The following is a 25,723-nucleotide window of genomic DNA, read 5'->3' as shown; positions in this document are numbered from 1 at the left end:
GTCATCAAAATATATTGAAACTGCTGCCTGTGATGGCGATTGGCCAGTGGCCCTGCTCGAACAGTTTGTATTTAAGGGCAAAGGGATGGCTGTCTTCTTCACCTGCGGCGAGGACGAGCGCGGCCTGGTGGCAGCTTTGCACTGCGGATCCGATGGCGGCGCGGATAAGCTCCTGATCCTCGATGCCGACATCCTCGGTTATTTCTTCCATGGCTTGCGTAATAAATTCCGAGGCGGTTGCCGATACGTGCGTGAGGGCGAGATTGAGATCCTCCTCGCCCATCAATTCAAGCGCATTGGCGGTCAGTCCCATACGGAGCTGTTCCTCCGCCTCCCACCATTCGCTATTGAACTCCGGATTGGCGGCGGCATAGGCGGCATCTTCCCAATCCTCCACTTCGGCCACGAAGGCATCGGGAAAACCCAGCATGTCCATGTAGTCCCGCGCCGCCTGAAGTTCCTTTATCTTTAAGGGGTCACCGACGGAGGAAAACCAGGGAATCGACGGGATCAGTTTATTAAAGCGGACGACGGAAACCAGCGTCGGATAATCGTCGATATCCGGGAGATCTTCGTCGAAATCGTCATCATAATCCATGGTCATGTCCCGGCCTGTTAACATGCCCAATTATCTAACACGGATGCGCATGTCAATTCATGCTTATTCGTAGTCGCTGTCGAAGAAGGTGAAAAGTTCCGGCTTGAGTTTAATATTCTTCTCAAGCTTGCCAAGACTGATGCTGGTTACTTGACCTTGCGCGTCGGTCACCAGCCATTGCCGGAGTTGAAGCGGATTGTCGCTGAAGATCAGCACGATGTTGCCCTCATCCGGATTGGCCGTATCAACGATCGTAATTCGGAGCGTATTGGCTTCATGATCGACCTTGGTTACCGTCACGTCGCCGCTCAATTTCACATTCTCTTTCAACAGAATGTTGACGGGAGTCGCCGAAAGCGGAAGTCGCGTGGTCTCCTTCAGTTCCTTGTCGTGAAAGACGAGCCATAGACCGTCCGCGACGACCAGAATCTGCGCCGGCGGCTTGTATTCAAAGCGCATGCGGCCGGGCTTGCGCAAGTAAACTTCGCCTTCCGCGATGCCTCCGAGGGAGTCGATTTGCAGAAAATCGGCCTTCAGCGTCTTCAGCGTATCGAGATAGGCTTCGACGCGGGCGATTTGTTCCCGGTCGGCGTCACTCGGCGCCGCGACGGAGGGGGTGACACCTGCCACCGTTAAGAACAGCGCAAGCAACAAACAGACGGATTTCGAGAAAGAACGCATCAAGCCTCACTCTATTTTTGACGGGTCATTTGCACTGATATGGGCGAGATAGGATAAAATTGCCACCTATTTCACTAAACTTAGCGTTCCCGGTCGTCAATGTCTCGGGCAAGCACTTCGCGCTTGCCGACATGGTTGGCGGCGCCGATCACGCCTTCCTTCTCCATCTGGTCGATGATGCGGGCGGCGCGGTTATATCCTATCTGCAGGTGGCGCTGTACAAAACTGGTGGAGGCTTTTCTCTCCCGGCAGACCAACTCGACGGCCCTGTCGTAGAGTTCATCTCCCGAGCCGCCCCCGCTGCCACCCATCATACCATCGAAGTCGCCCTGGTCTTCCTCTGTCACTTCTTCCTTGTAATCGGGTTCGCCCTGCGCTTTGAGGAAGCTGACGACCTGTTCGACTTCTTCGTCGGAAACGAAGGGGCCATGGACACGCTGGACGCGCCCGGCGCCCGGCATATAGAGCATGTCGCCCTGCCCGAGAAGTTGTTCAGCCCCTTGTTCGCCCAATACTGTTCGGCTGTCGATCTTCGACGTCACCTGGAAGCTGATCCGGGTCGGGAAATTGGCCTTGATTGTACCGGTGATGACGTCGACCGACGGGCGTTGAGTTGCCATGATCACATGCAGGCCGGCCGCGCGCGCCATCTGGGCGAGCCGCTGTACCGCCACTTCAATTTCCTTGCCCGCGACCATCATCAGATCTGCCATCTCATCGACGATGATCACGATCATCGGCAGCGGCGCCGTATCAAGCGCCCGTTCTTCGAAGACGGGCTCTCCGGTCGCCGCATCAAAGCCCGTTTGGACCGTTCGTTTGAGTACTTCGCCTTTTTTCTGGGCGTCGCGGATGCGCTGGTTGTACCCATCGACATTCCGAACGCCGAGTTCCGCCATTTTGCGGTAGCGGTCCTCCATTTCCTTGACGGCCCATTTCAGGGCAACGATTGCCTTTCCGGGCTCCGTGACAACCGGCGCCAGCAGGTGCGGAATGCCGTCATAGACAGACAGTTCCAGCATCTTCGGGTCGATCATGATAAAGCGGCATTCTTCCGGCGACAGGCGGTAAAGAAGCGAGAGGATCATCGTATTGACGGCAACTGACTTGCCCGAACCTGTGGTACCTGCGATCAGGAGATGCGGCATCCGCGCCAGGTCGGCAACCACCAGGTCGCCGCCGATGTCCTTGCCAAGCGCGAGGGTGAGCTTGGAATTCGTGCTCTCATACGCCGCGGCGGAGAGAAGCTCGCGCAGGAACACGGTTTCCCGCCGCTGATTGGGAAGCTCGATCCCGATGGCGTTGCGCCCCGGAATGACGGCAATTCGGGTTGATATTGCGCTCATCGACCGCGCGATATCATCGGCAAGCCCGATCACGCGGGAACTTTTAAGGCCTGGTGCGGGCTCCAGTTCATAGAGAGTGACCACCGGCCCCGGCCGGACCCGGCTGATCTCCCCCTTGATGCCGTAGTCATCAAGAACGGATTCAAGCAGGCGTGCATTCTTGGAGAGAGCCTCCTCGCTTACCGGTTTGGAGACAAGTTTTGCGTCGGGAAGCGCCAACAGATCAAGGGGCGGTAACTGATATTCGCCGGCGGGACCAAGGTCGAGCGCGGGCTGCTTCTCGGCCGCCACCCGTTTGCCGACGGCGGCGCCGACTTTGCGTTGTTCGATCTGCGGTTCGGCCGTTTTGCGAATGACAGGCGGCTTTTCTTTTTTCAGACGGCTCTTTCGTTTCTTTTTCGGGGCGTCGTCTGAAGTATCAAGCTCCGCATCGCCCTCCTCGTCCCGCTCGCGGCGGAAACGGAAGTCGCGAAGGTAGCCGGGCGCGAGCAGCAGCGTCTGGACGACGGCTTTCACGGACAGGCCTATCACCCGCCATTCCTGGGTAGACACGCCAAAGGAAACGAGGAGCAGCGCGAGCGCGATGATGAGCAGGATGGGGCCAAGAATGGCGAAATGAATATCGAGGCCGACCTGCTGACCGGCCACGATGATCGAGTTGAAAATCACCTCGCCGACGATGCCGCCGTAGCCTGAATTGAGAGGCCAGCCTTCCGAAACTGGAAGGGCCGCAAGGGCCGCCGATGCAAAACATACGCCGAAGGGCAGCACGGCAAGGTGGATCCAGCCCCATCGTAACCCCCGATGCGAAACAACCCGCCATGACCAGGCGATCAGGCCGAGGATGAGGGCGACAGAGCCAAACCCAATGGTCTGCAATAACAGATCGGCTAGATGTGCCCCGCCGCGGCCCAGCAGGTTGCTCGCCGGATTTGCCGTTGCATGATTGAAGTTGGGATCGTCCGGAGAATAGGACACAAGCGACAGGACGCAGACCAACGCGAGCAGAAGAAGCGCCAACCCACCCAATTCGACAAGCCGTCTGTGAATAAAATCAACACTTCCGCTTGGCAAAAGGGAAATCGATTTAGAGCCTTTGGATTTAAACATCATACGGGTATTCTATAAGCTATTGGCCAATCTAGATAAAGCCTCTTTGCTATTCTCCGGTGTCGCGACCAGGGCAACACGGATGTAGGGATCTCCGGGATTGACGCCGTCGGGGCCGGCAACGCTTAAATAACGGCCGGGCAAAACCCGGATTGCCGCGTTCATCCAGAGCCTTTTTGCCGCCTCCACGCCGTCGCCAACATCGAGCCAGAGAAAAAAGCCGCCTTCCGGGCGATAAAAGCCGAAACGAGAGCCGAAAATATCCGCCGCCATATCGAATTTCTGCCGGTAAAGATTACGGTTTTCCTCGACATGGTCGTCATCATTCCAAAGCGCCGTCGCCGCCGCGTAAACCGGTAGGGGTGACGCCGCCCCCGCAAAACCGCGTAAATTCAGAAACGCCTTGATAGTCGTTGCTTCCCCGACGCAGAAACCGGAGCGAAGGCCCGCCGCGCTCGATCGTTTCGAGAGGGAATGAAAGGCGAGTATATGGTCGATATCGCCGCCTTCTTCCGCGCATACTTCAAGAATCCCGGTGGGCGGCACGCGATCATAAATCTCCGAATAGCATTCATCGACAACCAGCATGAAATCATGCTTGCGGGCGAGGGCGAGCGCCGCCTTCAGATATTCCCTGCTGGCGACGGTTCCTTGCGGGTTGGACGGGGTGCAAAGGTAGAAAGCGGAGGCCCGCTCCAGCATTTCCACGTCAATTGCCTCAAGGTCGGGGAAAAAGTTCGTCTCCCGTCCGGCGGGCAGAAACACAGGCTCAGCTCCGGCCATGACGGCGGCGGCATGATAGACATGGTAATAGGGGGTCGGCAACAGAATGACGGGTTTCGGCTGATTATGGCCGGCCCGCTCCGTAATGACGGAGGCGATCATATACAGCGCCTCCTTGGTGCCGTTCACGGGGGCTATATTCCGCTCGCCATCGATCATGCCTGGCGGAAGTTTGTAGCGCCGGCCAAGCCAATCCGTGATTGCCGTCCGCAATTCCGGCGTGCCGTCGATCGGCGGATATTTCCCATAAAGATGCTCGTTCGCACGCAGCGCATCAATCATCAACTGCGGCGGCTTATGTTGCGGCTCGCCGACAGTCAATATAACGGGATCGAGACCCTGTGGCGGCGCCAGGGGGTCGAGAAGGTTTCGAAGCTCGCCAAAAGGGGAGCCGCGTAAGTGGGACAGTTCGGAATTGATCATATGCCCTGGATACCGAAATAATACGGAATTAACGGGCTTCGAATTTAGATAAATCGTCCAAGGGATACAAGCCGCACCATCCGAATAGACGCGTTATTTGGTGCGGCCTTGTTTTTGTATCACTCTTTTGGTGAAAAGACCTCGGTCAGCGCAGATCCTCTTCCGGATAGGCGCCAATTTTATGAATGCTGAGATCGGCACCGATGAACTCGTCCTCTTCCGACAGGCGGATGCCGCTCACCATTTTCAGAAGACCGTAAACGATGAACCCGGCAATCAGCGCATAAGCACAGCCGAGGAGGCTCACCACGACCTGCGCAATGAAGCTCACCCCGCCAAGCCCGCCGAGGGCTTCAAGTCCGAAAATACCTGCGGCAATACCGCCCCAAAGTCCGCAAAGGCCGTGCAATGGCCAGACGCCGAGGACGTCATCGATCTTGAGCCGGCTCTGGCAGTAGGTGAAGGCGAAGACGAAAAGGGTGCCCGCAACGGCGCCTGTCGCCAGCGCGCCGATGGGGTGCATGATATCGGAGCCCGCGCAGACGGCGACAAGCCCGGCGAGGGCGCCGTTATGTACGAAGCCCGGGTCATTTCGCCCGGCAACGAGCGCCGCGATGATGCCGCCGACCATGGCCATAAGGGAATTCATCGCGACAAGGCCGGAGATGCCGCCGATCGACTGGGCGCTCATCACGTTAAATCCGAACCAGCCGATACAGAGGATCCAGGAGCCGAGCGCAAGGAAGGGGATATTCGACGGCGGAATGCCATTTACCCGGCCGTCCTTTGCATAGCGGCCCTTTCGCGCGCCGAGAAGCAGGACGGCGCCGAGGGCAATCCATCCGCCGATCGCATGCACGACAATGGAGCCCGCGAAGTCATGGAAGCTTGCGCCGGTCAGGGTTTCGACCGTTTCCTGAAGGCCGAAATTGCCGTTCCAGACAAGCCCCTCGAAAAAGGGATAAATCAGCGCCGTCAATATTGCCGTTGCGATCAGCTGCGGCCAGAATTTGGCCCGTTCGGCGATACCGCCGGATATAATGGCGGGGATTGCCGCGGCGAAGGTCAGGAGAAAGAAAAATTTGACGAGGTCATATCCGTTGCTCGCAAAAGCATATCCTTCCGCCTCCATCTGGCCAGACAATACCGCGGCGTTGACCAGAAAATCGACGCCATAGGCGACGGCATAACCGATAAAAAAGTAACTGATCGTGGAGACGCCGAAATCGGTGATGATTTTGATCAGCGCGTTGACCTGGTTTTTCCGGCGGACAGTACCGACTTCCAGAAATGCAAAACCGGCATGCATGGCGAAGACAAGAATGGCGCCTAACAGCACAAACAGGACGTCTGTGCCCGTAATTCCCTCAGACATTCAGCTTAGCTCCCTCATAATCAAAGACCGCGTTGGGGCGCGGATTGACTATATTGTTATCAAGGAGCGTGCCAGCTCGGAATTGCCCAATTTTTGGCGCTTTTTGGAGGGCATTCGCGGAGAAACAATAGAATTTGCCCAATTTCTGATCAAATTAATGATCAAAAACTGGGCAAATGCCTTTTTGCTAAGCGGCCAGGCCGCTTGTTACGGGTTTAGAACGACTGGGAACCTTGCCCGAATTCCGGATAGGCTTCCAGACCGAGTTCCGCTTTGTCGAGGCCCTCGATCTCGTCTTCGACGCTGGCCCGGATACCAATCGTGTATTTCAGGATCAGCCAGAAGATCGAGCTCAAGACGAGTACGAAGAGACCGATTGACACGACGCCGGTCAACTGCGTGACGAACGTCGCCTCCGGATCGGAAATCGCAACGGCGAGCGTCCCCCAGATGCCGCAGAACAGATGGGCGGGGATTGCGCCGACAACGTCGTCGATCTTGAGCTTGTCAAGAAGCGGCACCGCGAAGACAACGATCACACCGCCAACTGCGCCGATCAGAATAGCCAGACCGATCGTCGGATCAGCAGGTTCCGCCGTGATGGAGACAAGGCCGCCAATCGCGCCGTTGAGCGCCAGTGTAAGGTCAACCTTCTTATAGATGATCTGGGTAACGATCATCGCCGCGAGTACGCCACCGGCTGCCGCCATGTTCGTGTTGGCAAAAACATTCGCCATTTCGATCGCGCTGGCCGCTGAACCCAGTGCAAGGACGGAGCCGCCGTTAAAGCCGAACCAGCCGAGCCAGAGAATGAACGTGCCGAGTGTTGCAAGTGGCAGATTTGCGCCCGGAAGCGGGTTGACCCTGCCTTCTGCGGTATATTTGCCTTTACGCGCGCCGAGGATGATGGCGCCTGTCAATGCCGCCCAGCCACCGACGGAATGCACGAGGGTCGAACCCGCGTAGTCGGAGAAGCCCATCTCGGACAGCCAGCCGCCACCCCATACCCAGGAACCCTGGATCGGATAGATGATCGCTGTCAGCAGAACGACGAAGGCCAGAAATGACCAGAGCTTTGTCCGTTCGGCCAGGGTTCCGGAAACAATCGACGCGGCGGTGGCGACGAAAACCATCTGGAAGAACCAGTCGGAGGAGGCGGAGTAGCCGCCATCCGAGAAGGTCCCGGCGAGAGCCTCAGCGTCATCCGGGCCCCAGAACGGGCTGAAGCTGCCGATATAGCCGGTCACGTCCATATACATAAGATTGTAACCGACGAGGTAAAAAGTCAGGCCCGAAAGGGCATAAAGGGCAATGTTCTTCAGGCAGATCGTCGCGGTGTTCTTGGAACGGACGAGGCCGCTTTCCAGCATGGCGAAGCCGGCGGCCATCCACATGACGAGCGCGCCGTTCACCAGGAAGGAGAAAGTGTTCAGCACATAGGCTGTTTCACTGTCGACGGCCGCAAAAGCAGGAGCGGCGCCAATCAGAGCAAAGGCCGCGGCGGTTGCGGCGGCGGTTTTTAGGTATGTCAAATTACGCATCGATTATCTCCTAGAGCGCGTCTGCGTCAGTTTCGCCCGTGCGAATACGGACGACGTTCTTCAAATCAAAGACAAAGATTTTCCCGTCGCCGATCTGTCCGGTTTTCGCGGCGCCGGCAATGGCTTCCACCACCCGCTCCGCCAAATCCCCCTTTACGGCGACTTCGATTTTAATTTTGGGAAGGAAGGAGATGGCATATTCCGCTCCGCGGTATATCTCCGTATGCCCTTTCTGACGGCCATACCCCTTGACTTCCGTTGCTGTTAGCCCGTCGACACCGATCGATGTCAGGGCGTCGCGCACTTCATCCAGTTTGAAGGGCTTGATTACAGCCATAACCAGCTTCATGATGCTCACCTCATTGACTTGTTTTGACCGGGAATGAAATAGCCCGGCTTCGGGTCTCTTTGTTCAAGACCCGTGCCAGTTGAGGTTCAGATTTCTTTCTGGTTTGTATTCAATGGGTTATGGGAGGGGTGCCGAAAATTTATGCGCAAAAGGGTGGAAATTTTGCTCAAAAAATAGGCAAATAGGACGTATTGCCTAAAAATTAGCCATTCAACGGCTTGAGAGTCTTCTCAACCGCTGCTGACAGGCGGAGCAGTTTGCCCTCGCAATCGCCCGGCGCCATCAGCATCAGGCCCACCGGAAATCCGCTTTCCATGCCGCAGGGCAAAGTGGTGGCGCAAAGACGCAGCAAATTGGCGAGCCGCGTCAGGCTGATGGACATCATTGTCGCGCGTAAATAGGCATCGACGCTTTGCAAGAGGGGTCCGATGGCCGGCGGATGCTCTGGCTGCGTCGTGCCGACAACCAGATCATAGCCAGCCGTCTGCTTTATATATTCCGCTCCGAGCCGTTCCATCCCACGGTAAAGCGCGGCGGCATCAACGGCGGTGTATTTTTCCGCGGCCAGTATGCGTTCTTCGATGGGTTCATACATACAGCCCCGATTTGCGCGGATCTGGTCGCCATACATCATGCAGGCTTCAATGGCGGCAGGGCTGCCGTGCTTGGTGGAAAGCGCACCCACCTCATCAAAGGCCGGAACCGGCCCCTCGGTGATTTCGGCGCCCGCGGCTTCCAGAAGCACGAGGCCTTCTTTAATTTTTGTCGTGATGGCGGGATCGGTCAGCTCATCGAACTGGCTGGTTGCACGCAGGATGCGAACGCCCTTCAGCGATACGCCCGAAAGATCCGCGGCGGGTCTGCCGGACAGAATGCTGTAGAGGATATTGGCATCGGCGACATCCCGGGTCAGCGGCCCGATGGTATCCTGCGAATAGGAGAGCGGAATGACGCCCTCCAAGGAAATCTGGCCATGCGTGGTTTTAAGGCCGGTGATACCGCACCATGCCGCCGGAATTCGGACGGACCCGGCGGTGTCCGATCCAATGGCAGCGGGCGCAAGACCTTCGGCGATGGAGAGCGCGGCGCCCGCGGATGATCCGCCGGGCACCCTGTCGACCTCCCGGTCGAAGGGATTCGGGCCGGTCCCGGTCCAGGGATTGACGCCGATGCCGGAAAACGCGATGTCCGGCATATTCGTTTTGCCCAGGCAGACAAGTCCGGCGCGGCTCGCCCGCGTGAGACATTCCGCATCTGCGGTCGGGATCCGCCCTTCATAAAGCCGGGTGCCCGCTTCCGTTGCGACGCCCGCCGTGTCAAAAAGGTCTTTCCAGGAAATCGGCACACCATCGAGCGGGCTGAGGCGGCTCCCCCTCTCAGCGCGGATCGCGGCGGCTTCTGCTTCCTTCAAAGCTCGATCTTCGGTAAGGCGGACATAAATGCGCCGCTCCGGATCAAATTTCTTGATCCGTCCCAGAAAATATTGCGCCAGATCAATTGGATTAATCGACCGTTCGCCTATAAGATGCCCAAGTTCAAGGGCCGTCATATCGTGCCAGGGTTTTGCCATGGGGCCAGATTAGGGCTATATCCATAAAGTGGCAAGAGAGGCTGAACAGAATAAAAGCGATGGTGGGAAAAATGCCGGAACAAGGGATTGATATGGACCTTCTGGTCGTCGGAGGCGGGTTAAATGGCCTCCCGTTCGCCATAGCCGTTGCGGACGCCGGGATGCGCGTGCTGGTTCTCGAGCGGGAAGAGCCGACGCATCTTGTCGATGCCACGTTCGATGGCCGCGTGTCGGCAATTGCCCATGCATCGCGAAACCTGCTGCGGTCCTGCGGCGTGTGGGAGCATGTAAAGGCCAAGGAGCCCATGCTCGATATCCGTATCACGGATGGCCCGTCAAAATTTTTCCTGCATTACGACCATCGCCAGCTTGGTGACGAACCCTTCGGACATATGGTGGAGAACCGGCATTTGCGCGAGGCGCTCTACCGCCGGGCCGCTGAAATCCCGACTCTGACCATCATGGCGCCGGCAGAATATAAAACTGTGACCCGGGATGCGGCGGGTGTCACGGCCGAGCTTGCTGGCGGCGAGAGGGTAACGGCGCGTCTTCTGGTCGCGGCGGATGGCCGCAATTCCCCATTGCGCAAGCTTGCCGGAATCAAGACGGTCGGCTGGTCCTATGACCAGATGGGCGTCGTCTGCACGATCGCCCATGAAATCCCCCATCACGGCGTGGCGCAGGAGCGGTTCCTGAAACTCGGTCCTTTCGCTATCCTCCCGATGACCGGCAACCGGTCTTCCCTCGTCTGGACCGAGCCCACGGACAGGGCAAAAGTCATCATGGCCTTGCCGGACGCGGAGTTTCACCGTGAAATGGCGAAACGCTTCGGTGATTACCTTGGCGAGTTGAAAGTCGTCGGGCCACGCTGGAGCTATCCGCTGACCTTGCATCAGTCGGAGCGCTATGTCGACCAGCGGCTTGCCCTGATAGGCGATGCGGCGCACGGCATGCACCCCATCGCCGGGCAGGGCCTGAACCTCGGCCTGCGCGATGTGGCGGCCCTTGCGGAAGTGGTGATCGACGCGGCACGGCTGGGTCAGGATATTGGCGGCGCCACAGTCCTTGAGGATTATCAGCGCTGGCGGCGGTTCGACAGCATTGTACTACTGGCGATCACCGACGGGCTGAACCGTCTCTTTACGAATGATATCCCGCCGATCCGGCTGGCGCGTGATCTGGGGCTCGCGGCGGTAAACAAGATGCCGAAACTCAAGGGCTTCTTCATGGAGCATGCGCGCGGCACGGTCGGAAAAATGCCACGGCTGCTGCGCGGCGAGGCCCTGTGACGGAACTTACGGGTCTCGGCTGAGACCCTTCTTCGCCAGGTTATCGAGATAGGTTTCCCATATGTTCTCCTGGTTCAGGCCAAGCTCGTAAAGGTAGGCCCATGAGAACAGGCCGGTATCGTGCAGGTCATCGAAGCTGATGCGAACCGCGTAGTTTCCGACCGGCTCCAGCCCCATTATCCCCACATGCCGCCGCCCGGCGACGAGCTGCTTTTGACTTGCGCCATGTCCCTGTACTTCGGCGGACGGGCTCTCGACGCGCAACAGCTCCGCAGGGAACTGAAAAGAATGCCCGTCGTCAAAGGAAACGACAAGCGCCTTTTCGGCTTTCTTCAAGCGGATTTCCGTCGGCTTCGGCCGCCCCGCACGGTCATAAATTTCGCCGCTCATTACCCTTGGGTCTCGTCGATTTCGCGGGCCTCATCCATCAGCATGATGGGAATACCGTTTCTTATCGGAAAGGCAAGCCCGGCCGATTTGCTCACCAGCTCGTTATTCTCACGATCAAAAATAAGCGGCCCTTTAGTCAAGGGACAAACAAGGATTTCAAGAAGTTTCGGATCAACGGCGAGGGTCTTGTTATCGGTCATGAGGGATCTCTCAAATTAGGATTACTGCACGGTACGGTGAGTTTCCACTTGCTGCAGCATCATCTGCAAGAGGCAGATCAGCAGGTTGCACCGTGCGGTGACGTCTTCCGCTTCGAGCAACGCCTGTTTCTCCACCGGCGAAAACGGGCAGATCATCGAGAGGGAATTAACAAGACTGTCGTCTTCCAGATGATCGAGCGTCTGCCAGTCGCTCGCGCCGTCCTCGAATTCCAGAAAATGATGGAGTGCGTCATGGAGGGCGCCGCGGTCGACGCCATTGCGATGCGCCGGTTCCAGATCATGCATGAATCTGCTGTAGCCGGCCTTTACTTGGCGGTATGGCGTCGCGACGTCCAGTTCCTCGACCACTTCGAAGCGGCAAAGCCCTTCAAGGGTAATGCGCAGCATCCCGTTCGGCAGTTCGCCATATTCGCAGATTTTCCCGGCGCAGCCGATCTGGTAAATTTCCGGCGTCATCTGGTTGGAGTCCGGATCGCGCGGCTGGATCATGCCGATCAGGCGATGCGTCGCCAGGGCGTCCTGCACCATCGCAAGATACCTCGGCTCGAATATATTCAGGGGCAGATGTCCATTGGTCAACAACAGCGCGCCGGTCAGCGGGAAGATCGGGAGAACGGGTGGAAGTTCCTCCAGTCCCGTATTCGCGACCGTATCCGTCATGAGAAGAGGATCGATGACAGTTGCCGGCGCAGGGATTTGGTGAGCGGGTTCGTCGGCCCCATCATTTCCAGAAGTTTCAACAGTTCTTGTCGCCCGGCCGCCTCGTTCCAGTCACGATCGCGGCGGATGATTTCAAGAAACTCTCCGCCGCCGGTTTCGTAGTCGCCATTGCCCACGAGGGCTTTTGCATACTCCAAGCGGGCGTCAAGATCGTCCGGATTTTCCTCGACCTTGGCGCGAAGGGGTTCGAGTTCCCCTGCATTCGCGGCGTTTTCGGCAATCGAAATGGCTGCGAGCGCCGCCGAGACGGCTGGCGATTTCTTGGGGCTTTCGGGAATGGTTTCCATCAGGCTTTTGGCCGCCTCTACCTCGCCAAGCTTGACATAGACGCGGGCAAGCTGCGCCTTGGCGTCCGTATGCTCGGGTTCAATTTCCAGGATTTTTGCGAATGCGGCGAGGGCGACTTCCGTATTCCCCGCTTCCAGCGCCTCGCTGCCCGATTGATAGGCCTCCTCGACCGGAGAGGGGCCGATAGGTCCGGCATGCCGCTCAACGAATTCCTTGATTTTGCTTTCCGGCAGGGCGCCCATGAATCCGTCGATGGGGCGTCCGTCCTTGAAGGCGAAAACGGCGGGGATGGATTGCACCTGAAGGCTCTGGGCGATCTGCGGATGCTGATCAATGTCGATCTTGACCAGCCGGACCGCGCCTTTCGCATCCTTCACCACCTTTTCAATCAAGGGCCCGAGCTGCTTGCAGGGGCCGCACCAGGGGGCCCAGAGGTCGACCAACACGAGGGTATCCTTGCTGGCTTCAACGACATCTTGCATGAAAGTCTGGGTGGAGCCGTCTGTGATCAAGTTATCGGCCGTACCGGCGCTTTCGCCAATCAGAGTTTCCATAAGCTTATTTTACCAATATCTGTTCGTTATCAAAGAAGAGCAAACCGCAAGTGCCGTTTGTTGTCCGCTCAATGGGATAGCACCATAAACCCGCTTTGTTAAGAGGTCCTGTCGATGATTTAGGCCAGGGCGATAGACAATCAAGCCGCGAATGATTTATCCGTCCCGCTCCGGCAGCTCGAGAAGGCGGACCTCATGACCGCAATGGCGGATGAATTTTTCAAGATCTCTCGCGGCCAGCTGCGTCGTCATGGTGTTGCGAAGCGGATGGTAGTTGAGGAATTCGTGCTCCATCATCCGCTTCTCCAAAACCACTGAAACCTTTCGTTCCGCATCATTGATCAGCGAGAAGGGGGTGACCGATCCGGGTTCGACGCCAAGTGTTTCGTAAAGAAGGTCGGGCTTGCCAAAGCTCAGATTCTTGGCGCCCACCAGTTTTCTGAACGCCTTGAGATCGACGGCGGTTTCCTGCAGGCAGACAACCAGGTAAAGGTCTCCCGTCTTGTCTTTCAGAAACAGATTCTTGCAATGCCCGCCCGGAATGTCACCGGTATGTTCCTGCGCCTCCTCGACCGTGAAAACCGGCGCATGGTGATGGGTTTCATAGGTGATTCCCAACGCATCGAGTTTTTCAAACAAATCCTCTGGTGTTGCCGGCATTGGCCGTCCTTTCTCTCCCCTCGCGAAGGAGGAAATTAGCGGCTCCATCCGTTTGGGGAAATAAAGAATTGTCAAAAGCGGAATTTTTTCGGAAAACGCGCTTGCATTCGGAGCCCATTTACGTATTATCCCGCCTCGCAACGCAGTTTGCGCGCTCGAGCGGGCGTAGCTCAGGGGTAGAGCATAACCTTGCCAAGGTTAGGGTCGTGAGTTCGAATCTCATCGCCCGCTCCATTTATCAAAAAAAGCCCTGCCGGAAACGCGGGGCTTTTTTGTGTCTATCCTCTCTCTTCCAAGAGCCGAAACACCCCGCTCGCATTAAAAATGATATTCTCGCCGACCCGGGCTTCGGCCTCGACGAAGGCGAATCCGTCGTTTAGCCCTGTCTGATGCGCAGTCCCCTCCAGCCAGTCACCGATATCGGCGGCCGCGCAGATATTGCAGTTGAGATTGATGGTCACGGCGGTAACCTTGTTGGCGCGGGCTACGGCGGTGGCCATCAGGCCGTCGGCGAAGGTCGTCATCATGCCGCCATGAAGACGCCCGCGCGAGTTGCAATGACGCGCGGTTACAAAGAGACCATGCCAGAAACGGTCTCCCTCCACTTTGTGAAAGAACGGCCCGTTATGGGTTGAAAAGGGGCCGCGCGTCCGGCTTTCGACGAACCCTGGCGGAATGTCACCGGGCAGTGGTTTGCGTGTCATTTTCGACAATTTCCCTTCCACAATTTTTGCGGTTGACTTTCGTTATTAGACTTTTTATAAATCTTATAACGAAAGTAGCATTGAGAAAATCGCTAAACAAGAAGAACCGAACAGGGAAGGAAAAAGAATGAGCGATTACAAGAAATTGATTTTCGAGCGCAAGGACGAAGTCACGACGATCACCTTGAACCGGCCGGAAGTGCATAATGCGCTCGACCGGGAATTATCGGCGGAGCTAAAAGACGCCATTCTCGCCGTTCGGGCCGACAGGGAATGCCGCGTCATGATCCTTCGCGGCGCCGGAGATACCTTCTGCGCAGGCGACGACATAAAAGAATTCAATGAATGGAAAGGCGACGAAGCCTACTGGCAGGTCCGCCTTTATCAGGAAACCGTACAACTGATAGAAGATCTGACGCCTGTCACCATTGCCGCCGTCGATGGCGTCTGCACGGGTGGCGGGCTCGAGCTTACGCTTGTTTGTGATTTTGTTGTCGCGACTAACCGCTCCCGTTGGGGAATGCCGGAAATCGACTGGGACATCACGCCGGGTTGGGGTGGTCTTTCCAGAATTCCCCGGTTCGCGGGACGGCGCAAGGCGAAGGAATGGAACCTGATCGGCATGTTGTTCTCGGCGGAGAAGGCCGAGCGCTATGACCTTGTCAACCGGGTTGTCTCACCGGAAAAGCTTACCAGTGAGGTCGCCAAGCTGACGGAAATCATGCTGCAGAAGCATCCAATGACGGTACGCCGGACGAAATTCGCCCTTAACAAGAGCGCCGACCTGTCGGTACAGGGGGCGCTCGCGTTCGAGGTTCCCATCATGCCCTATGCGCGCGGCTCATCTGGGCTCAAGGATTTCACGAAAGCGGAAAGCCGCAAGAAGCGGCGGGAATTGTCCAAGGATTTCTGGTCTGACTGATACATTATTTAAGGGGAGCGCCTGAGCGCGGTCCCGAACTGGTGCCCGAAGAATGTTTCATCTAACGCAAGTCCTCGATTGTGTATGCAATGCCGTCCCTGAGCGGGAGGCGATTGTCTGCCGTGGAAAAAGATGGACATTCGCGGATTTTGCGGATCGCTCCAGCCGCCTCGCCAATGCGCTTGGCGCGCTGAAGCTCGGTTGCCATCAGGAGCGGGAAACAGTGGAGGATTGGCAGTCGGGACAGGACCTGATTGCGATCTATCTGCATAACGGCAATGAATATCTCGAAACCATGTTCGGGGCGTTCAAGGCGCGCGTCGCCCCGTTCAATGTGAATTACCGCTATGTTGAGCAGGAGCTTGCCTATCTTCTCAATAACGCGAAAGCAAGGGCGATTGTCTACCAACGGAGCTTCGGCGAAAAGCTTGCGGCGATCAGGGATCGCCTTCCCGACCTCCAAATCTTTATCGAGATCGACGATGGCGGCCCTTCCTATATTGATGACGCGATCGATTACGAGTTTCTCCTGGAAGCAGCCACGCCGGATACTGTGATGCTTCCTTACAGCCCGGACGATCTTTATATCCTCTATACCGGAGGCACCACCGGTAAGCCGAAGGGCGTGCTCTGGCGGCAGGGGGATATCTGGATCTCGGTTCTGGGCGGGCGGCGACTATCGGACAAGGGCATTATCGAAAGCCTCGACGAAGTCGCCGCCATCGCTCGGGAGGGAACAATGCCGGTGATGCCCGCGCCCCCCTTTATGCATGCGGCGGGGCAATGGAATGCCATCATGGGCCTGTTCGCCGGGAACACGGTCGTTATTCAGGATCAGGTCGCGCATTTTGACGCGGCGGATATTCTCGATACCATCGAACGCGAAAAAGTCGTGATGCTCTCCATCGTCGGAGATGCCTTTGCCATTCCATTGATTGAGGAAATCAAAATGGGAAGCCGTGATCTTGGAACGCTTCGCTTTTTTCTGAACAGCGGAGCCCATTTGTCGGCGCGCACGAAGAAGGAACTTACCCGCTTGTTGCCGAAAACAAGAATTCTCGATTTCCTGGGGTCGACCGAAGGCGGCAATCAGGGGCAGCATGTCGAGGATATCGAGGGGCATCCGTCCGGGACCTTCAAAATGTCGCCGAGCAGCGCCGTTCTGAGCGAGGATCGCACGGCGTTGCTTGAAGAAGGACATGATGGGCTCGGTTGGTGGGCTCGTCGCAAATATGTTCCCATCGGTTATCTGAATGACGAGGTGGCGACGAAAAAAACCTTCGTCAGGATCGACGGGGAACGCTTTGCCATTGCCGGTGATCGCGCGCAGTTGTTGGGCGGGGATCTGGTCCGGCTCTTCGGTCGGGATTCCCTCGTGATCAATAGCGGCGGTGAAAAAATATTCGTCGAGGAAGTGGAAGAAGCGCTGAAAAAACATGCTGCCGTAAAGGATGCGCTGGTTGTCGGCCGGGAAAGCGCCCGCTGGGGACAGGAAGCTGTCGCCGTCGTCCAGCTACATCCTGATACCGAGGCGCAAGAAACGGCTATTCATGAAGAATCTTCCCGGCATATCGCCCGGTATAAGTTACCCAAGCAGATCTTCTTCGTGCCGGAAATCGTTCGGCACGCCAATGGCAAGCCGGATTATCGATGGGCGGCCGCCTACGTGAAGGGGCAAAAGGTTCAAGAAGGGGCCTGATATGCCACATCGTCGAGGGTCACCAGGCTGTCGCAAGTCCGACAACGAAGTTCCGCGGCAAACTGATGACCGCACGCCTTATGCGTGAGAATAAGCGGCGGCCCCTTTGCATCGGCAAGCCATTTGTCACCCCAGGCAATGATGGCGAGCGGCACGGCATAAAGCGCCAGCCCCTTCTCCGTCATTCTGTATTCTGAAAGATGCGGCTGGTCGGCAATCGGCTGCGTCCGGAGCACACCTGCCGCGACAAGCCGTTTGAGACGCGCTGTCAGGATGTTGCTCGCAATGGACAGGCGCCGCTGGAAGGCATCGAAACGCCTGACACCATAAAAGCACTCGCGAATGATCAGAAAACTCCAGGGGTCGCCTATGGCCGCCATGGTCCGGGCAATCGAGCAGGGCCGCTGACGCTCCAGAAGCTCCTGCTCGACATATCGCATTTTCGCAAATTTCGCGCGGCCCTTGCTCCGGTTCTTGATCCGGCTTTCAAAGCTGACCTCCCGCGCGTCGACTGTCTGATGGCAGTGAGAGCAGACAATGGCGCGCTTAAGGGGATGGCCGCATTTCTTGTGAATGAGGCTTTCTGGGCTGGGGCCCTCTCCGACCCAGTCTTCGCCCCAGTTGAGCGCCGCTACAAGTGCCGGCAGCAGATCGCGGCCCCGTTCGGTCAGGAAATATCCTTTGCGTAAACCCCCGGGGACGAGCGCCTTTTGCTCCAGCACGCCGTGACGCACAAGGCGCTTGAGGACACGTTTGAGCGATTCACGTGCGATTCCGAGATTGGCCTGGAAACTGTCGAACTGAACGACGTCGTGAAACAATGCCTCCCGAAGTACGAGGAAGGTCCAGGCGCCGCCAAGGATCTCGAAGGATCGCTCAACGGAACAGCTGCTTTCCGGCAAGATTTCTTCCTGTAACATTCTGCCTGTATAACATTTTCATGCTTTCAGTACGAGACTATTTCTACTTGCGATATGAGACTTTTTGCGATATTCTCATGATCTAAGACAACAAGACGGAATAAAAAGAATGAAAGCGATTGTTGTTAACGGCACCGCGGGCCTTGATGGCCTGCAACTTTGTGAATTCCCGAAACCCACCGTTCGGCCACGCGGCCTGATCGTTGAGATCAAGACGGCTGCGCTCAATTTCCCGGATATACTGCAGCCAAAAGGACTTTATCAGGACCAGCCGGAGCCGCCCTTTGTTCTCGGTCTGGAATTTTCCGGTATCGTTCGGGAGGCCGGCGAGGATTGCAAACGCCTCAAAGTCGGGGATCGGGTCGTTGGCATGGGACAGGGCGCGCTTGGCCAGTTCAGTTCGGTTCGCGAACAAATGTGCTTCTTGCTTCCGGAAAATCTGTCCCACGATCTCGGCGCCGCGGTCCCGCTTGCCGGAGGGACAGCGATGTATGGCCTGAAATACTGCGGCCGGCTCCGCGAAGGCGAGACGCTTGTCGTTCTGGGCGCGGCCGGCGGTACCGGCAATTATGCCGTCCAGATCGGCAAGGCCCTCGGTGCCCGGGTGATCGCCGTCTGCTCCAGCGAGGAAAAGATGCAATCGGCCAGAGAAGTCGGCGCCGATATTGCCATAAATTACCGTCAGGAAGATTTGGCGGAACGGCTCAAGGAACTAACCGACAATCGCGGGGTCGACGTCATTTATGATCCGGTTGGCGGCGAACTTTTCGATATATGCTCCCGCAGACTTGCGATCGGTGGTCGGTTGCTGATCGTTGGATTTGCATCCGGCACGATACCGGACCTTCGCATGAACATGCCGCTTATCAAGTCTTACGGCGTCCTCGGCGTGAACTGGTCGCTGACCGCATGGCGGCGGCCCGAGATATCAAACCTTGTCATGGCGGACCTCTTTGATCTGTGTGAACGAGGTCTCGTGCGTCCCGTCATCGACAAGGTTTTTCCGCTTCATCACGCGCGGGCCGCCCTCGCTCGCCTTGAAAATCAGCAGGCGATCGGGAAAACCCTGGTACATGTCGGCTAATCCGACGCCGTCGCCGCGTTTTTGCGTCGCTGCATCCAGACGTCAAGCGACCAGTGATCCCGGTGCCGGAGGAGCCAGAGCGCCGTGAAACCCGCGAGAGCGGCTAATGCGATGGCATTGTTCCGGTTGATAGGAAAACCGTCTTCAATAACGAACGGAGAGACAAGGCTCGGGAAAATGACAATCACGGTCACCAGATGCATCAAGAACAAAAGACCGTAGGAAACCACGCGCCAGAGACCCAGCGCGGCCAGTAGACAAATCGCGATCTGCGCGCCTCCCATCAGGTAAGGCATTGTTTGGCCGATCTCCACCCCGTGAAAGTAACCCCAGATGCGGACATATTGTCCCGGTTCTATGATCTTGTTGACCGCCCAGACAAAAAGAAACCAGGCAAGGCCGGTGCGAAGGATCAACAGGGCAAGCGCCTCTCTCGTCTCCGGGTTTTTCATCGGCAATCTCCTCGTCAAATAGAGCGGACTATTTTCCGGTGATATCAGAAATCCGTCGGCGATCCCGCACACGAAGTCTCACTATTGCGTGAGCCGGCCGCCGCCTGCCGCCCTTGAGAAAACCCGTAACATATTGCGCGAAATCAATGCGCAAGATCTTGTATCGAACTTTAAACGTCTTAGCTGCATTACATAGCATCGTAACCAACAACTCAGGGAGAAGAGCAAGACCATGTCACATGTCCCCCACGAACTCGCCGAAGAATTTCCCGACGCCAAGGACCAGATTCATGAATTGACGCAGTCGGACGCGCATTTTGTGAAGCTTGCCGATGAATATCATACGGTCAATCGGGAAATTCACAGGATTGAGACGAATGTGGCTCCGGCGGACGAAGGCTATGAGAAACAGCTCCGCCGTCAGCGATTGGCGCTCAAGGACCAGATCAGCACATATTTGAGCTGAACGGCCTTATGCGCTCTTTCGCAAGTAGATGATCCAGTAGACAAGTGCGACAAGGGCGCTCCCGCCTAATATATTTCCGGCCGTAACCACCAGCAGGTTCAAAAAGAACCCGCCAATAGGGATGGTGTCAACGCCGTGGAAATAGGCAACCGGGATCAGGTACATATTCGCAATCGAATGCTCGAAGCCGAGGGCGACGAAAGCGGATACGGGAAAGAGGATTGCCAGAATCTTTCCGCTAACGTTCCGCGCGGCAAAGCAAAGCCAAACCGCAAGACAGACGAGTGTGTTGCAGAGAACCGCGAGAAAGAAGGCGTTTACCAGGGGCAGCGCGATTTTGGCGTTGGCGATGGTTGCTGCGGCGTCGCCAACGGCGCCGCCATTAAAGTTGAGAACGCCCGACAGGTTGACCAAAAGAGCGGTGCCAAGCGCACCGATAAAATTTCCCGCATAGACGATCAGCCAGTTTCGAAGGAGTTCGCGGCTGGATATCTTGCGGCTCGCCCATGCCATGACGATGAGATTGTTGCCGGTAAATAACTCCGCCCCGCCGACGATCACGAGGACAAGGCCAAGGGAAAAGGCGATACCACCCAGGAAACGGGTCGTGCCAAATCCAAGCTCGCTCCCCGTGATCACCAATGTATAAAAAGCGGCCCCGAATGAGATAAATGCCCCGGCCAAAATCGCGAGCATCAGCGTTTGCGTGAAACCGAGATGGGCTTTCGTGACGCCGGCCGTCTCGACCTTCTCGGCCATCTCTTTTGGGCTGAAGGCATCGATTCCAAGATCGATAGGCGTATTTGGCATCTCAATTCACCGCGGTCGAAGAAGGAGAGGGCCAGTCTAGCTGATGGCACGGGCAAAGAATAGTCTTCGCATATTCTTGCAATTGCACCGGCTTTCTGCTTAACGGAATGACTATGATCAGGATCAACAGCGATATTTCCCTTGCGGAATCGGAAATTACGGAAAGCTTTCTGCGCGCGCCCGGCCCCGGCGGACAAAATGTCAATAAGGTCGAGACCGCCGTTCAACTGCGATTCGATGCGAAGAACAGCGTCAACCTGACGCCGGCGGTTTTCGAACGCCTGCGGAAACTGGCGGGACAGCGTATGACGAAGGACGGCGTCCTTGTTCTTACGGCAAGTGAATACCGGTCGCAGGACAGAAATCGCAAAGCCGCGCTGAGCCGTCTGGTTGATCTGATACGCGACGCGGCGGTTGTCCCGAAATATCGGCGTCCGACCAGGCCCACCCACGCGTCCAAGCTCCGGCGACTGGAGAAAAAGCAAAAACGCGGCCATCTTAAAAAGAGCCGCGGCAGAGTGACCGACGATTAACTCAAGGACGTTTTTCGGCGCGGCTTGGGGTCGATATACCGCCATCCGACCAACGTGCCTGGCCGAGTTTCCCTATTTATATTTTCTTTAAATCGTTGACTTATCAAAAATAATCTATAAGTAGTCGCTACGTGTTACATTCGTTATCGACTTGCCTAACTAACCGGCTTACCGGTTACCTTAGTTATCCCCTGACAATGTGATCGTTAGAAAACCGCAGACCTGCACGGTGTGGGTGGCGCGTTTCATGTTGCTATAAGAGGAAAATACTATGGCTACTGGTACTGTAAAATGGTTTAACCCGACAAAAGGCTTTGGATTTATTGAGCCTGAAGACGGATCAAGCGATGCTTTCGTTCATATTTCTGCCGTCGAGCGCGCCGGACTTCGGAGCTTGAACGAAGGTCAGAAAGTTTCTTATGAACTTGAAGCTGGCAAAAACGGCAAATCGTCAGCTGAAAATATTACGCTGGTAAAATAACCGGCAAAATAAACGCCGCCGTCAGTGAATTCTGACGGCGGCTTTTTTATGTCCGCTGCAAACAGCGTCGTGTTTTTCCTATTTGCGGGTGATCACGATTTCCAGATACTCGGACGGAACGACCAGAGTTTCATCACCGGACGTATTGAAGCTCTCCAGGAGATATAGAATATCTTCGCTGAGTTCGGCCTGCTGGGAAGAGCCAAGCGCACCGAACGCTTTTAGAACCGGCCCGTAATAGTTTCTGAAAACCTCCAGCCAATGCTGGGCAGAGCGGTAGCGGAACGCATAATGCCGCCGCGTGATGTCTATTTTCTGCGCGGTCGCGCCAAAGAAATCTTCGATCCGGTCTTCCGTACCCCATAGCGCCGGTGAATTGACGCCGGCGGGCGGCGGTACGTAACGGCCGATGATTTTGAACAATGCGCCGATGAACCCTTCCGGCGTCCAGTTTGCGAGGCCGATTTTTCCGCCGCTGCGGCACACGCGATCCATTTCATTGGCCGCTTTGCGCTGGTTCGGTGTGAACATGACCCCGAAGGTCGACGCGACGGCATCAAAGCTGTCGTCCGCGAAGGGCAGGTCTTCGGCGTCGGCAATTTTATATTCCACATTGACACCGTCCGCTTCGGCGCGCGCCTGGCTCTGTTTCAACAGGCTCTGAACATAGTCCGTCGATGTGACGTCAGTCCAGCGCCGGGCGGCGGCTAAGGTAAAATTACCGTTTCCGGCGGCGACATCCAGCACTTTCTGTCCCCCTCGGAGATCCATTGCCTCGGCAAGGGATTCGCCTGTTATCTGCAGCGTGGCGCCGATGAGGGAATAATTCCCCGACGCCCAGGTCGCATTCTGCTTCGCTTTGATGGCGTCGAAATTCGGTGTCGTGTCCATTTCCAATGCGATTGCCATTTTTTTTCTCCTTCAGTTTTCGCCGCGACCGGCATTCGGTCGTTGCGGCAATTCGACTAATCAAGAACCGCACAAGCTGCGGTGATGAAGGGAATATGGCGGAGGCTTCGCTTGATTGCTTGAAGGATATCTGGAGATTTCCTGACGATCCTGTGAATTAATCTGGCGGAAACCTGGCAGGTCCGTGACAGTAACAGGTGGTTGTGATATTTTTCGCACCAGCCGCGCCGGAAGAGAACTTCATGATTTACCGATTTGAGAATTTCGAATTTGATACCTATCGCATGGAGTTACGGCGGGATGGTGAGGTTATTGCCATTGAACCCCAGGTCTTTTCATTGCTGGAGCTGTTGATCACAGCGCATGATCGGGTGGTCAGCAAAGATGAAATCAACGAGATTGTCTGGGGTGGGCGGTTCGTCTCGGAATCCGCGCTCAGCAGTCGGGTCAAGCTAGCCCGTAAGGCGCTAAACGATAACGGAAATGACCAGCGATTGATCAAAACGGTGCATAACCGCGGCTTTCGGTTTCTTGGTGAGCCGGAAACAGTGGAAGTAATTCCCGGCGCTGCGAAGACGGAGCTGTCGGCGGCGGCGCAGCAAACCCTCTATAATCCCGCTCATGCCGAGCCGTTTACGCCCCTGCAACCGGGGACGGCGGACCAGGGCAGCCACTATGTCCGTGACCGGCCGACCATTGCGGTATTGCCGTTTGAGCAGTTGGGCGGGGAAATTGCTGTCAGGGGCTTTGCCAAGGCGATTTCCCATGAGCTGATCCAGGAGCTGTCGCGCCTTCGCTGGTTATATGTGATCGCGCGCGGGTCCTCCTTTCGATTTAACGGTGCGAACTACGATCCCGAGGTCATCCGTAAATCTCTCGGCGCGGATTATATTCTAACGGGCGCGGTCGACATCATGGGGAACGAGAGTTTCATCAATGTCGAACTCTACGGCGCCGAGGATGGGCGGATTATCTGGGCCGACCGATACAAGGAACGGTCGGATGAGCTGATCGGGGTTCGGCAAACATTGGCCGCGCAAGTTGTTTCGGCAATTGAAGTGCGCGTCCCGATGGAGGAAGCGGCGCGTGCCGCGACATTCGCGACGGAGAATCTTGGCGCCTGGGCTGCCTACCATCGAGGGCTTAGTCATATGTATCGGTTCAACAGCCATGACAACGCCGTTGCCGCGGCGCTCTTCAAGCGGGCGATCGAGGCTGACCCCAACTTTGCGCGGGCTTATGCGGGGCTCTCTTTTACGCATTTCCAGAACTCTTTCCTTAACTTCGTTCCGAATACCCGGGAGGAGAGGGTGCTCGCCCATCGTACGGCGGAGAAGGGGTTCGAGATAGATTCCCTTGACCCGTTCACCAATCTGACGATGGGCCGCGCGAGCATGCTTCAGGGAAATGTCGAGACGGCGCAGCATTGGTTTGAGCGCAGTATTGCGCTGTCGCCCAACTACGCCTTCGCCAAATACAATCTCGCCTTCGTGAATATGCTTTGTGACAATGCAGAGTCCTGCAATGAGAATGTGTGCTCGGCCATGTTGCTTAGCCCTCTGGATCCTCTGAAATATGCGATGCTCTGCGCGCGCGGAATGGCGCATATGGCGATCGGGGAGTATAAGGACGCCAGCTTTTACTGTACGCAAGGCGCGCTTGAGCCGAACGCCCATATCCATATTCACGCGATGGCGGCGGTTACTAATCATCTGGCGGGCAACGCCGTTGCCGCATCCGCCTGGGCCGACATTGTCAAAAAGCGGAAACTCGGGAATTATCAGGAACTGTTTTTCCGGGGCTTTCCGCTTCGTGAAGAGAAAACAAGACGCATCGTGCAAAAGGCGCTCAAGGAACTCGGATTTTAAGACGGCAACCAGGTGTCGGGATGGTCGATGCTGCGGAATCCGGTCAATCGCGCAGCTTGGACATGGGCAAAATACCCGGGACCCATAAAGACCTAACGGGGAAGCTGGTTGGTTTCCTTATCGGTCGGCGTTTCCCCGACGTAAAGATAGAGCCCCTGCCATTTCATTTCGATATAGGTGAGAAGGGCAAAGATAAAGGTCAGTACGCCGAAGATTTCACCTACCTCCTCAATCGTTGCAATTAAGTAGTAACTGCCATCGGCCAATTTTTCCCAATCGAGTGGCTGATACCAGGACTGGCCGATATACATGCTTCCAATGAATTCAAGGCCAATTGCACCGCCGACATACAAGATGGCCGCGAGAACAAACAGGATCATGACTTTTCTCGGCAATGATAAAACGAATTTGAAGTAAATTGCCGCCAGCAGAAGAAACAGGACGCCGTAGACTGTGGGCCAGACGTAGTTGTCAAAACCGGAGGGTTCATGCACGCGCCAGAAGATTTTTACCAATGATTCATGAAGGGCCGCCGCTTCATCAAAGGCGAGAAATAGAAAGATAAGAGTTAATCCGAGCCAGTATAAAAATTCGCGCGACTTCTCCTTGCGATGAATTAATGTGATCGCCAGTAATATGTAGAACGTCAGCAATAAAATCGAAGATGAGAAAAAGGCGGGAACATTCCCTTCATCATCAAGGATGAATTTCTCGAATACGGTGACGATATGGATCCCAAATTTGAACTTAATTGTGATAACAGCCAAATCCGCGGCGATTAAAAGCAGTGCAATTGCCGTGAGAACAAAAATAATCTTCGTGATGCTGAATCGAATGTACATGGTGTTTCTAAATGCTACTCATGAATGTGGCGGTCAACATAATAATAACGTGGATGAGCAGTATCACGGAAAACTTAAGAAATCAAAAATCAAATAATCAGGCCGCTCATCTGCGAAACAGATGAGCGGCTGTGT

27 protein-coding genes and 1 tRNA gene are annotated in these 25,723 nt (G+C 56.1%); 9 read left to right on the top strand and 19 right to left on the bottom strand.

Going from position 1 to position 25,723, the window contains the following annotated elements; translation table 11 throughout:
* Positions 1 to 4: 4 nt before the first annotated feature.
* From GQF03_RS15770 to GQF03_RS15735, 8 genes are all read right to left on the bottom strand, one after another.
* The gene (locus tag GQF03_RS15770; protein ID WP_161340226.1) at positions 5 to 598 is read right to left on the bottom strand and encodes a hypothetical protein; all 594 of its coding nucleotides are present in this window, start codon (positions 596 to 598) and stop codon (positions 5 to 7) included.
* Positions 599 to 661: 63 nt separating this feature from the next.
* Complete coding sequence (locus GQF03_RS15765; RefSeq protein ID WP_161340225.1) at positions 662 to 1,279, bottom strand: LolA family protein; 618 nt, start codon at positions 1,277 to 1,279, stop codon at positions 662 to 664.
* Positions 1,280 to 1,359: 80 nt separating this feature from the next.
* Complete coding sequence (locus tag GQF03_RS15760) at positions 1,360 to 3,735, bottom strand: DNA translocase FtsK (RefSeq protein WP_422125162.1); 2,376 nt, start codon at positions 3,733 to 3,735, stop codon at positions 1,360 to 1,362.
* A 12-nt stretch (positions 3,736 to 3,747) separates the two neighbouring features.
* Positions 3,748 to 4,941, bottom strand: coding sequence for an aminotransferase class I/II-fold pyridoxal phosphate-dependent enzyme (locus tag GQF03_RS15755; protein WP_161340223.1), 1,194 nt, complete (start codon positions 4,939 to 4,941; stop codon positions 3,748 to 3,750).
* A 145-nt stretch (positions 4,942 to 5,086) separates the two neighbouring features.
* Positions 5,087 to 6,316: an ammonium transporter gene (locus GQF03_RS15750; RefSeq protein WP_161340222.1), complete on the bottom strand. Its 1,230-nt coding sequence runs from the start codon at positions 6,314 to 6,316 to the stop codon at positions 5,087 to 5,089.
* A gap of 215 nt (positions 6,317 to 6,531) precedes the next feature.
* Positions 6,532 to 7,857 (bottom strand): ammonium transporter, encoded by a 1,326-nt coding sequence (locus GQF03_RS15745; protein ID WP_161340221.1) that lies wholly within the window; start codon positions 7,855 to 7,857, stop codon positions 6,532 to 6,534.
* Between the two features lie 10 nt (positions 7,858 to 7,867).
* Complete coding sequence (locus GQF03_RS15740; RefSeq protein WP_161340220.1) at positions 7,868 to 8,206, bottom strand: P-II family nitrogen regulator; 339 nt, start codon at positions 8,204 to 8,206, stop codon at positions 7,868 to 7,870.
* A 202-nt stretch (positions 8,207 to 8,408) separates the two neighbouring features.
* On the bottom strand, positions 8,409 to 9,755 hold the full coding sequence (locus GQF03_RS15735; protein ID WP_161340219.1) for an amidase: 1,347 nt from the start codon (positions 9,753 to 9,755) through the stop codon (positions 8,409 to 8,411).
* An 80-nt stretch (positions 9,756 to 9,835) separates the two neighbouring features.
* On the opposite strand from GQF03_RS15735, the gene GQF03_RS15730 reads away from it, so the two are divergent.
* On the top strand, positions 9,836 to 11,065 hold the full coding sequence (locus tag GQF03_RS15730; protein ID WP_206375924.1) for a UbiH/UbiF/VisC/COQ6 family ubiquinone biosynthesis hydroxylase: 1,230 nt from the start codon (positions 9,836 to 9,838) through the stop codon (positions 11,063 to 11,065).
* Positions 11,066 to 11,071: 6 nt separating this feature from the next.
* On the opposite strand, the gene GQF03_RS15725 is transcribed toward GQF03_RS15730, so the two are convergent.
* The 5 genes from GQF03_RS15725 to GQF03_RS15705 all read right to left on the bottom strand — a co-directional run bounded on the left by GQF03_RS15725 (position 11,072) and on the right by GQF03_RS15705 (position 13,898).
* Positions 11,072 to 11,455: a gamma-butyrobetaine hydroxylase family protein gene (locus tag GQF03_RS15725; RefSeq protein ID WP_161340218.1), complete on the bottom strand. Its 384-nt coding sequence runs from the start codon at positions 11,453 to 11,455 to the stop codon at positions 11,072 to 11,074.
* A complete protein-coding gene (locus tag GQF03_RS15720; RefSeq protein ID WP_161340217.1) occupies positions 11,455 to 11,655 on the bottom strand; it encodes a Trm112 family protein in 201 nt (66 codons plus the stop codon). The genes GQF03_RS15725 and GQF03_RS15720 overlap by 1 nt, the downstream gene beginning before the upstream one ends.
* Before the next feature lie 21 nt (positions 11,656 to 11,676).
* Positions 11,677 to 12,336, bottom strand: coding sequence for an LON peptidase substrate-binding domain-containing protein (locus GQF03_RS15715; RefSeq protein WP_161340216.1), 660 nt, complete (start codon positions 12,334 to 12,336; stop codon positions 11,677 to 11,679).
* On the bottom strand, positions 12,333 to 13,238 hold the full coding sequence (trxA, locus tag GQF03_RS15710; RefSeq protein WP_161340215.1) for a thioredoxin: 906 nt from the start codon (positions 13,236 to 13,238) through the stop codon (positions 12,333 to 12,335). Before trxA ends, GQF03_RS15715 begins: the two co-directional genes overlap by 4 nt.
* A 156-nt stretch (positions 13,239 to 13,394) precedes the next feature.
* Entirely contained in the window at positions 13,395 to 13,898 is a 504-nt protein-coding gene (locus GQF03_RS15705) for a prolyl-tRNA synthetase associated domain-containing protein (RefSeq protein ID WP_161340214.1), read from the bottom strand.
* A gap of 159 nt (positions 13,899 to 14,057) precedes the next feature.
* Between GQF03_RS15705 and GQF03_RS15700 the strand changes: the two genes are divergently transcribed.
* A tRNA-Gly gene (locus GQF03_RS15700) sits at positions 14,058 to 14,132 on the top strand.
* Between the two features lie 44 nt (positions 14,133 to 14,176).
* On the opposite strand, the gene GQF03_RS15695 is transcribed toward GQF03_RS15700, so the two are convergent.
* On the bottom strand, positions 14,177 to 14,602 hold the full coding sequence (locus tag GQF03_RS15695) for a PaaI family thioesterase (RefSeq protein ID WP_161340213.1): 426 nt from the start codon (positions 14,600 to 14,602) through the stop codon (positions 14,177 to 14,179).
* Between the two features lie 127 nt (positions 14,603 to 14,729).
* Between GQF03_RS15695 and GQF03_RS15690 the strand changes: the two genes are divergently transcribed.
* Together GQF03_RS15690 and GQF03_RS15685 are read left to right on the top strand one after the other, a co-directional pair.
* Positions 14,730 to 15,524: an enoyl-CoA hydratase/isomerase family protein gene (locus GQF03_RS15690; protein ID WP_161340212.1), complete on the top strand. Its 795-nt coding sequence runs from the start codon at positions 14,730 to 14,732 to the stop codon at positions 15,522 to 15,524.
* Between the two features lie 52 nt (positions 15,525 to 15,576).
* Positions 15,577 to 17,223 (top strand): acyl-CoA synthetase, encoded by a 1,647-nt coding sequence (locus GQF03_RS15685; RefSeq protein ID WP_161340211.1) that lies wholly within the window; start codon positions 15,577 to 15,579, stop codon positions 17,221 to 17,223.
* On the opposite strand, the gene GQF03_RS15680 is transcribed toward GQF03_RS15685, so the two are convergent.
* Positions 17,208 to 18,125, bottom strand: coding sequence for a winged helix-turn-helix transcriptional regulator (locus tag GQF03_RS15680; protein ID WP_161340210.1), 918 nt, complete (start codon positions 18,123 to 18,125; stop codon positions 17,208 to 17,210). The two genes, GQF03_RS15685 and GQF03_RS15680, sit on opposite strands and share 16 nt — an antisense overlap.
* 127 nt (positions 18,126 to 18,252) lie before the next feature.
* Between GQF03_RS15680 and GQF03_RS15675 the strand changes: the two genes are divergently transcribed.
* On the top strand, positions 18,253 to 19,227 hold the full coding sequence (locus tag GQF03_RS15675) for an NADPH:quinone oxidoreductase family protein (protein ID WP_161340209.1): 975 nt from the start codon (positions 18,253 to 18,255) through the stop codon (positions 19,225 to 19,227).
* Here the strand turns inward: GQF03_RS15675 and GQF03_RS15670 are convergent.
* The gene (locus GQF03_RS15670) at positions 19,224 to 19,679 is read right to left on the bottom strand and encodes a hypothetical protein (protein ID WP_161340208.1); all 456 of its coding nucleotides are present in this window, start codon (positions 19,677 to 19,679) and stop codon (positions 19,224 to 19,226) included. The two genes, GQF03_RS15675 and GQF03_RS15670, sit on opposite strands and share 4 nt — an antisense overlap.
* Before the next feature lie 232 nt (positions 19,680 to 19,911).
* On the opposite strand from GQF03_RS15670, the gene GQF03_RS15665 reads away from it, so the two are divergent.
* Positions 19,912 to 20,145 carry an HP1242/YdcH family protein gene (locus GQF03_RS15665; RefSeq protein WP_161340207.1) on the top strand — a complete coding sequence of 78 codons (234 nt, stop codon included), beginning with the start codon at positions 19,912 to 19,914 and terminating at the stop codon, positions 20,143 to 20,145.
* A gap of 6 nt (positions 20,146 to 20,151) precedes the next feature.
* On the opposite strand, the gene GQF03_RS15660 is transcribed toward GQF03_RS15665, so the two are convergent.
* A complete protein-coding gene (locus GQF03_RS15660; RefSeq protein ID WP_161340206.1) occupies positions 20,152 to 20,955 on the bottom strand; it encodes a formate/nitrite transporter family protein in 804 nt (267 codons plus the stop codon).
* A gap of 113 nt (positions 20,956 to 21,068) precedes the next feature.
* Here GQF03_RS15660 and arfB point away from each other — a divergent pair, with 113 nt between their 5' ends.
* Complete coding sequence (arfB, locus tag GQF03_RS15655) at positions 21,069 to 21,488, top strand: alternative ribosome rescue aminoacyl-tRNA hydrolase ArfB (protein ID WP_161340205.1); 420 nt, start codon at positions 21,069 to 21,071, stop codon at positions 21,486 to 21,488.
* A 271-nt stretch (positions 21,489 to 21,759) separates the two neighbouring features.
* Positions 21,760 to 21,969: a cold-shock protein gene (locus tag GQF03_RS15650; RefSeq protein ID WP_161340204.1), complete on the top strand. Its 210-nt coding sequence runs from the start codon at positions 21,760 to 21,762 to the stop codon at positions 21,967 to 21,969.
* 78 nt (positions 21,970 to 22,047) lie between these two features.
* Here GQF03_RS15650 and GQF03_RS15645 read toward each other — a convergent pair whose 3' ends face one another.
* A complete protein-coding gene (locus GQF03_RS15645; protein ID WP_161340203.1) occupies positions 22,048 to 22,878 on the bottom strand; it encodes a class I SAM-dependent methyltransferase in 831 nt (276 codons plus the stop codon).
* Positions 22,879 to 23,120: 242 nt separating this feature from the next.
* On the opposite strand from GQF03_RS15645, the gene GQF03_RS15640 reads away from it, so the two are divergent.
* Entirely contained in the window at positions 23,121 to 24,746 is a 1,626-nt protein-coding gene (locus GQF03_RS15640; RefSeq protein WP_161340202.1) for a winged helix-turn-helix domain-containing tetratricopeptide repeat protein, read from the top strand.
* Positions 24,747 to 24,838: 92 nt separating this feature from the next.
* On the opposite strand, the gene GQF03_RS15635 is transcribed toward GQF03_RS15640, so the two are convergent.
* Positions 24,839 to 25,588, bottom strand: coding sequence for a hypothetical protein (locus tag GQF03_RS15635; RefSeq protein ID WP_161340201.1), 750 nt, complete (start codon positions 25,586 to 25,588; stop codon positions 24,839 to 24,841).
* Between the last annotated feature and the right edge of the window lie 135 nt (positions 25,589 to 25,723).

The sequence above is a fragment of the Sneathiella chungangensis genome (genome assembly GCF_009882935.1).
Taxonomy (GTDB): domain Bacteria; phylum Pseudomonadota; class Alphaproteobacteria; order Sneathiellales; family Sneathiellaceae; genus Sneathiella; species Sneathiella chungangensis.
Note: the sequence above shows the minus strand (reverse complement) of the source record. Positions and strands in the feature narration are given on the sequence as shown.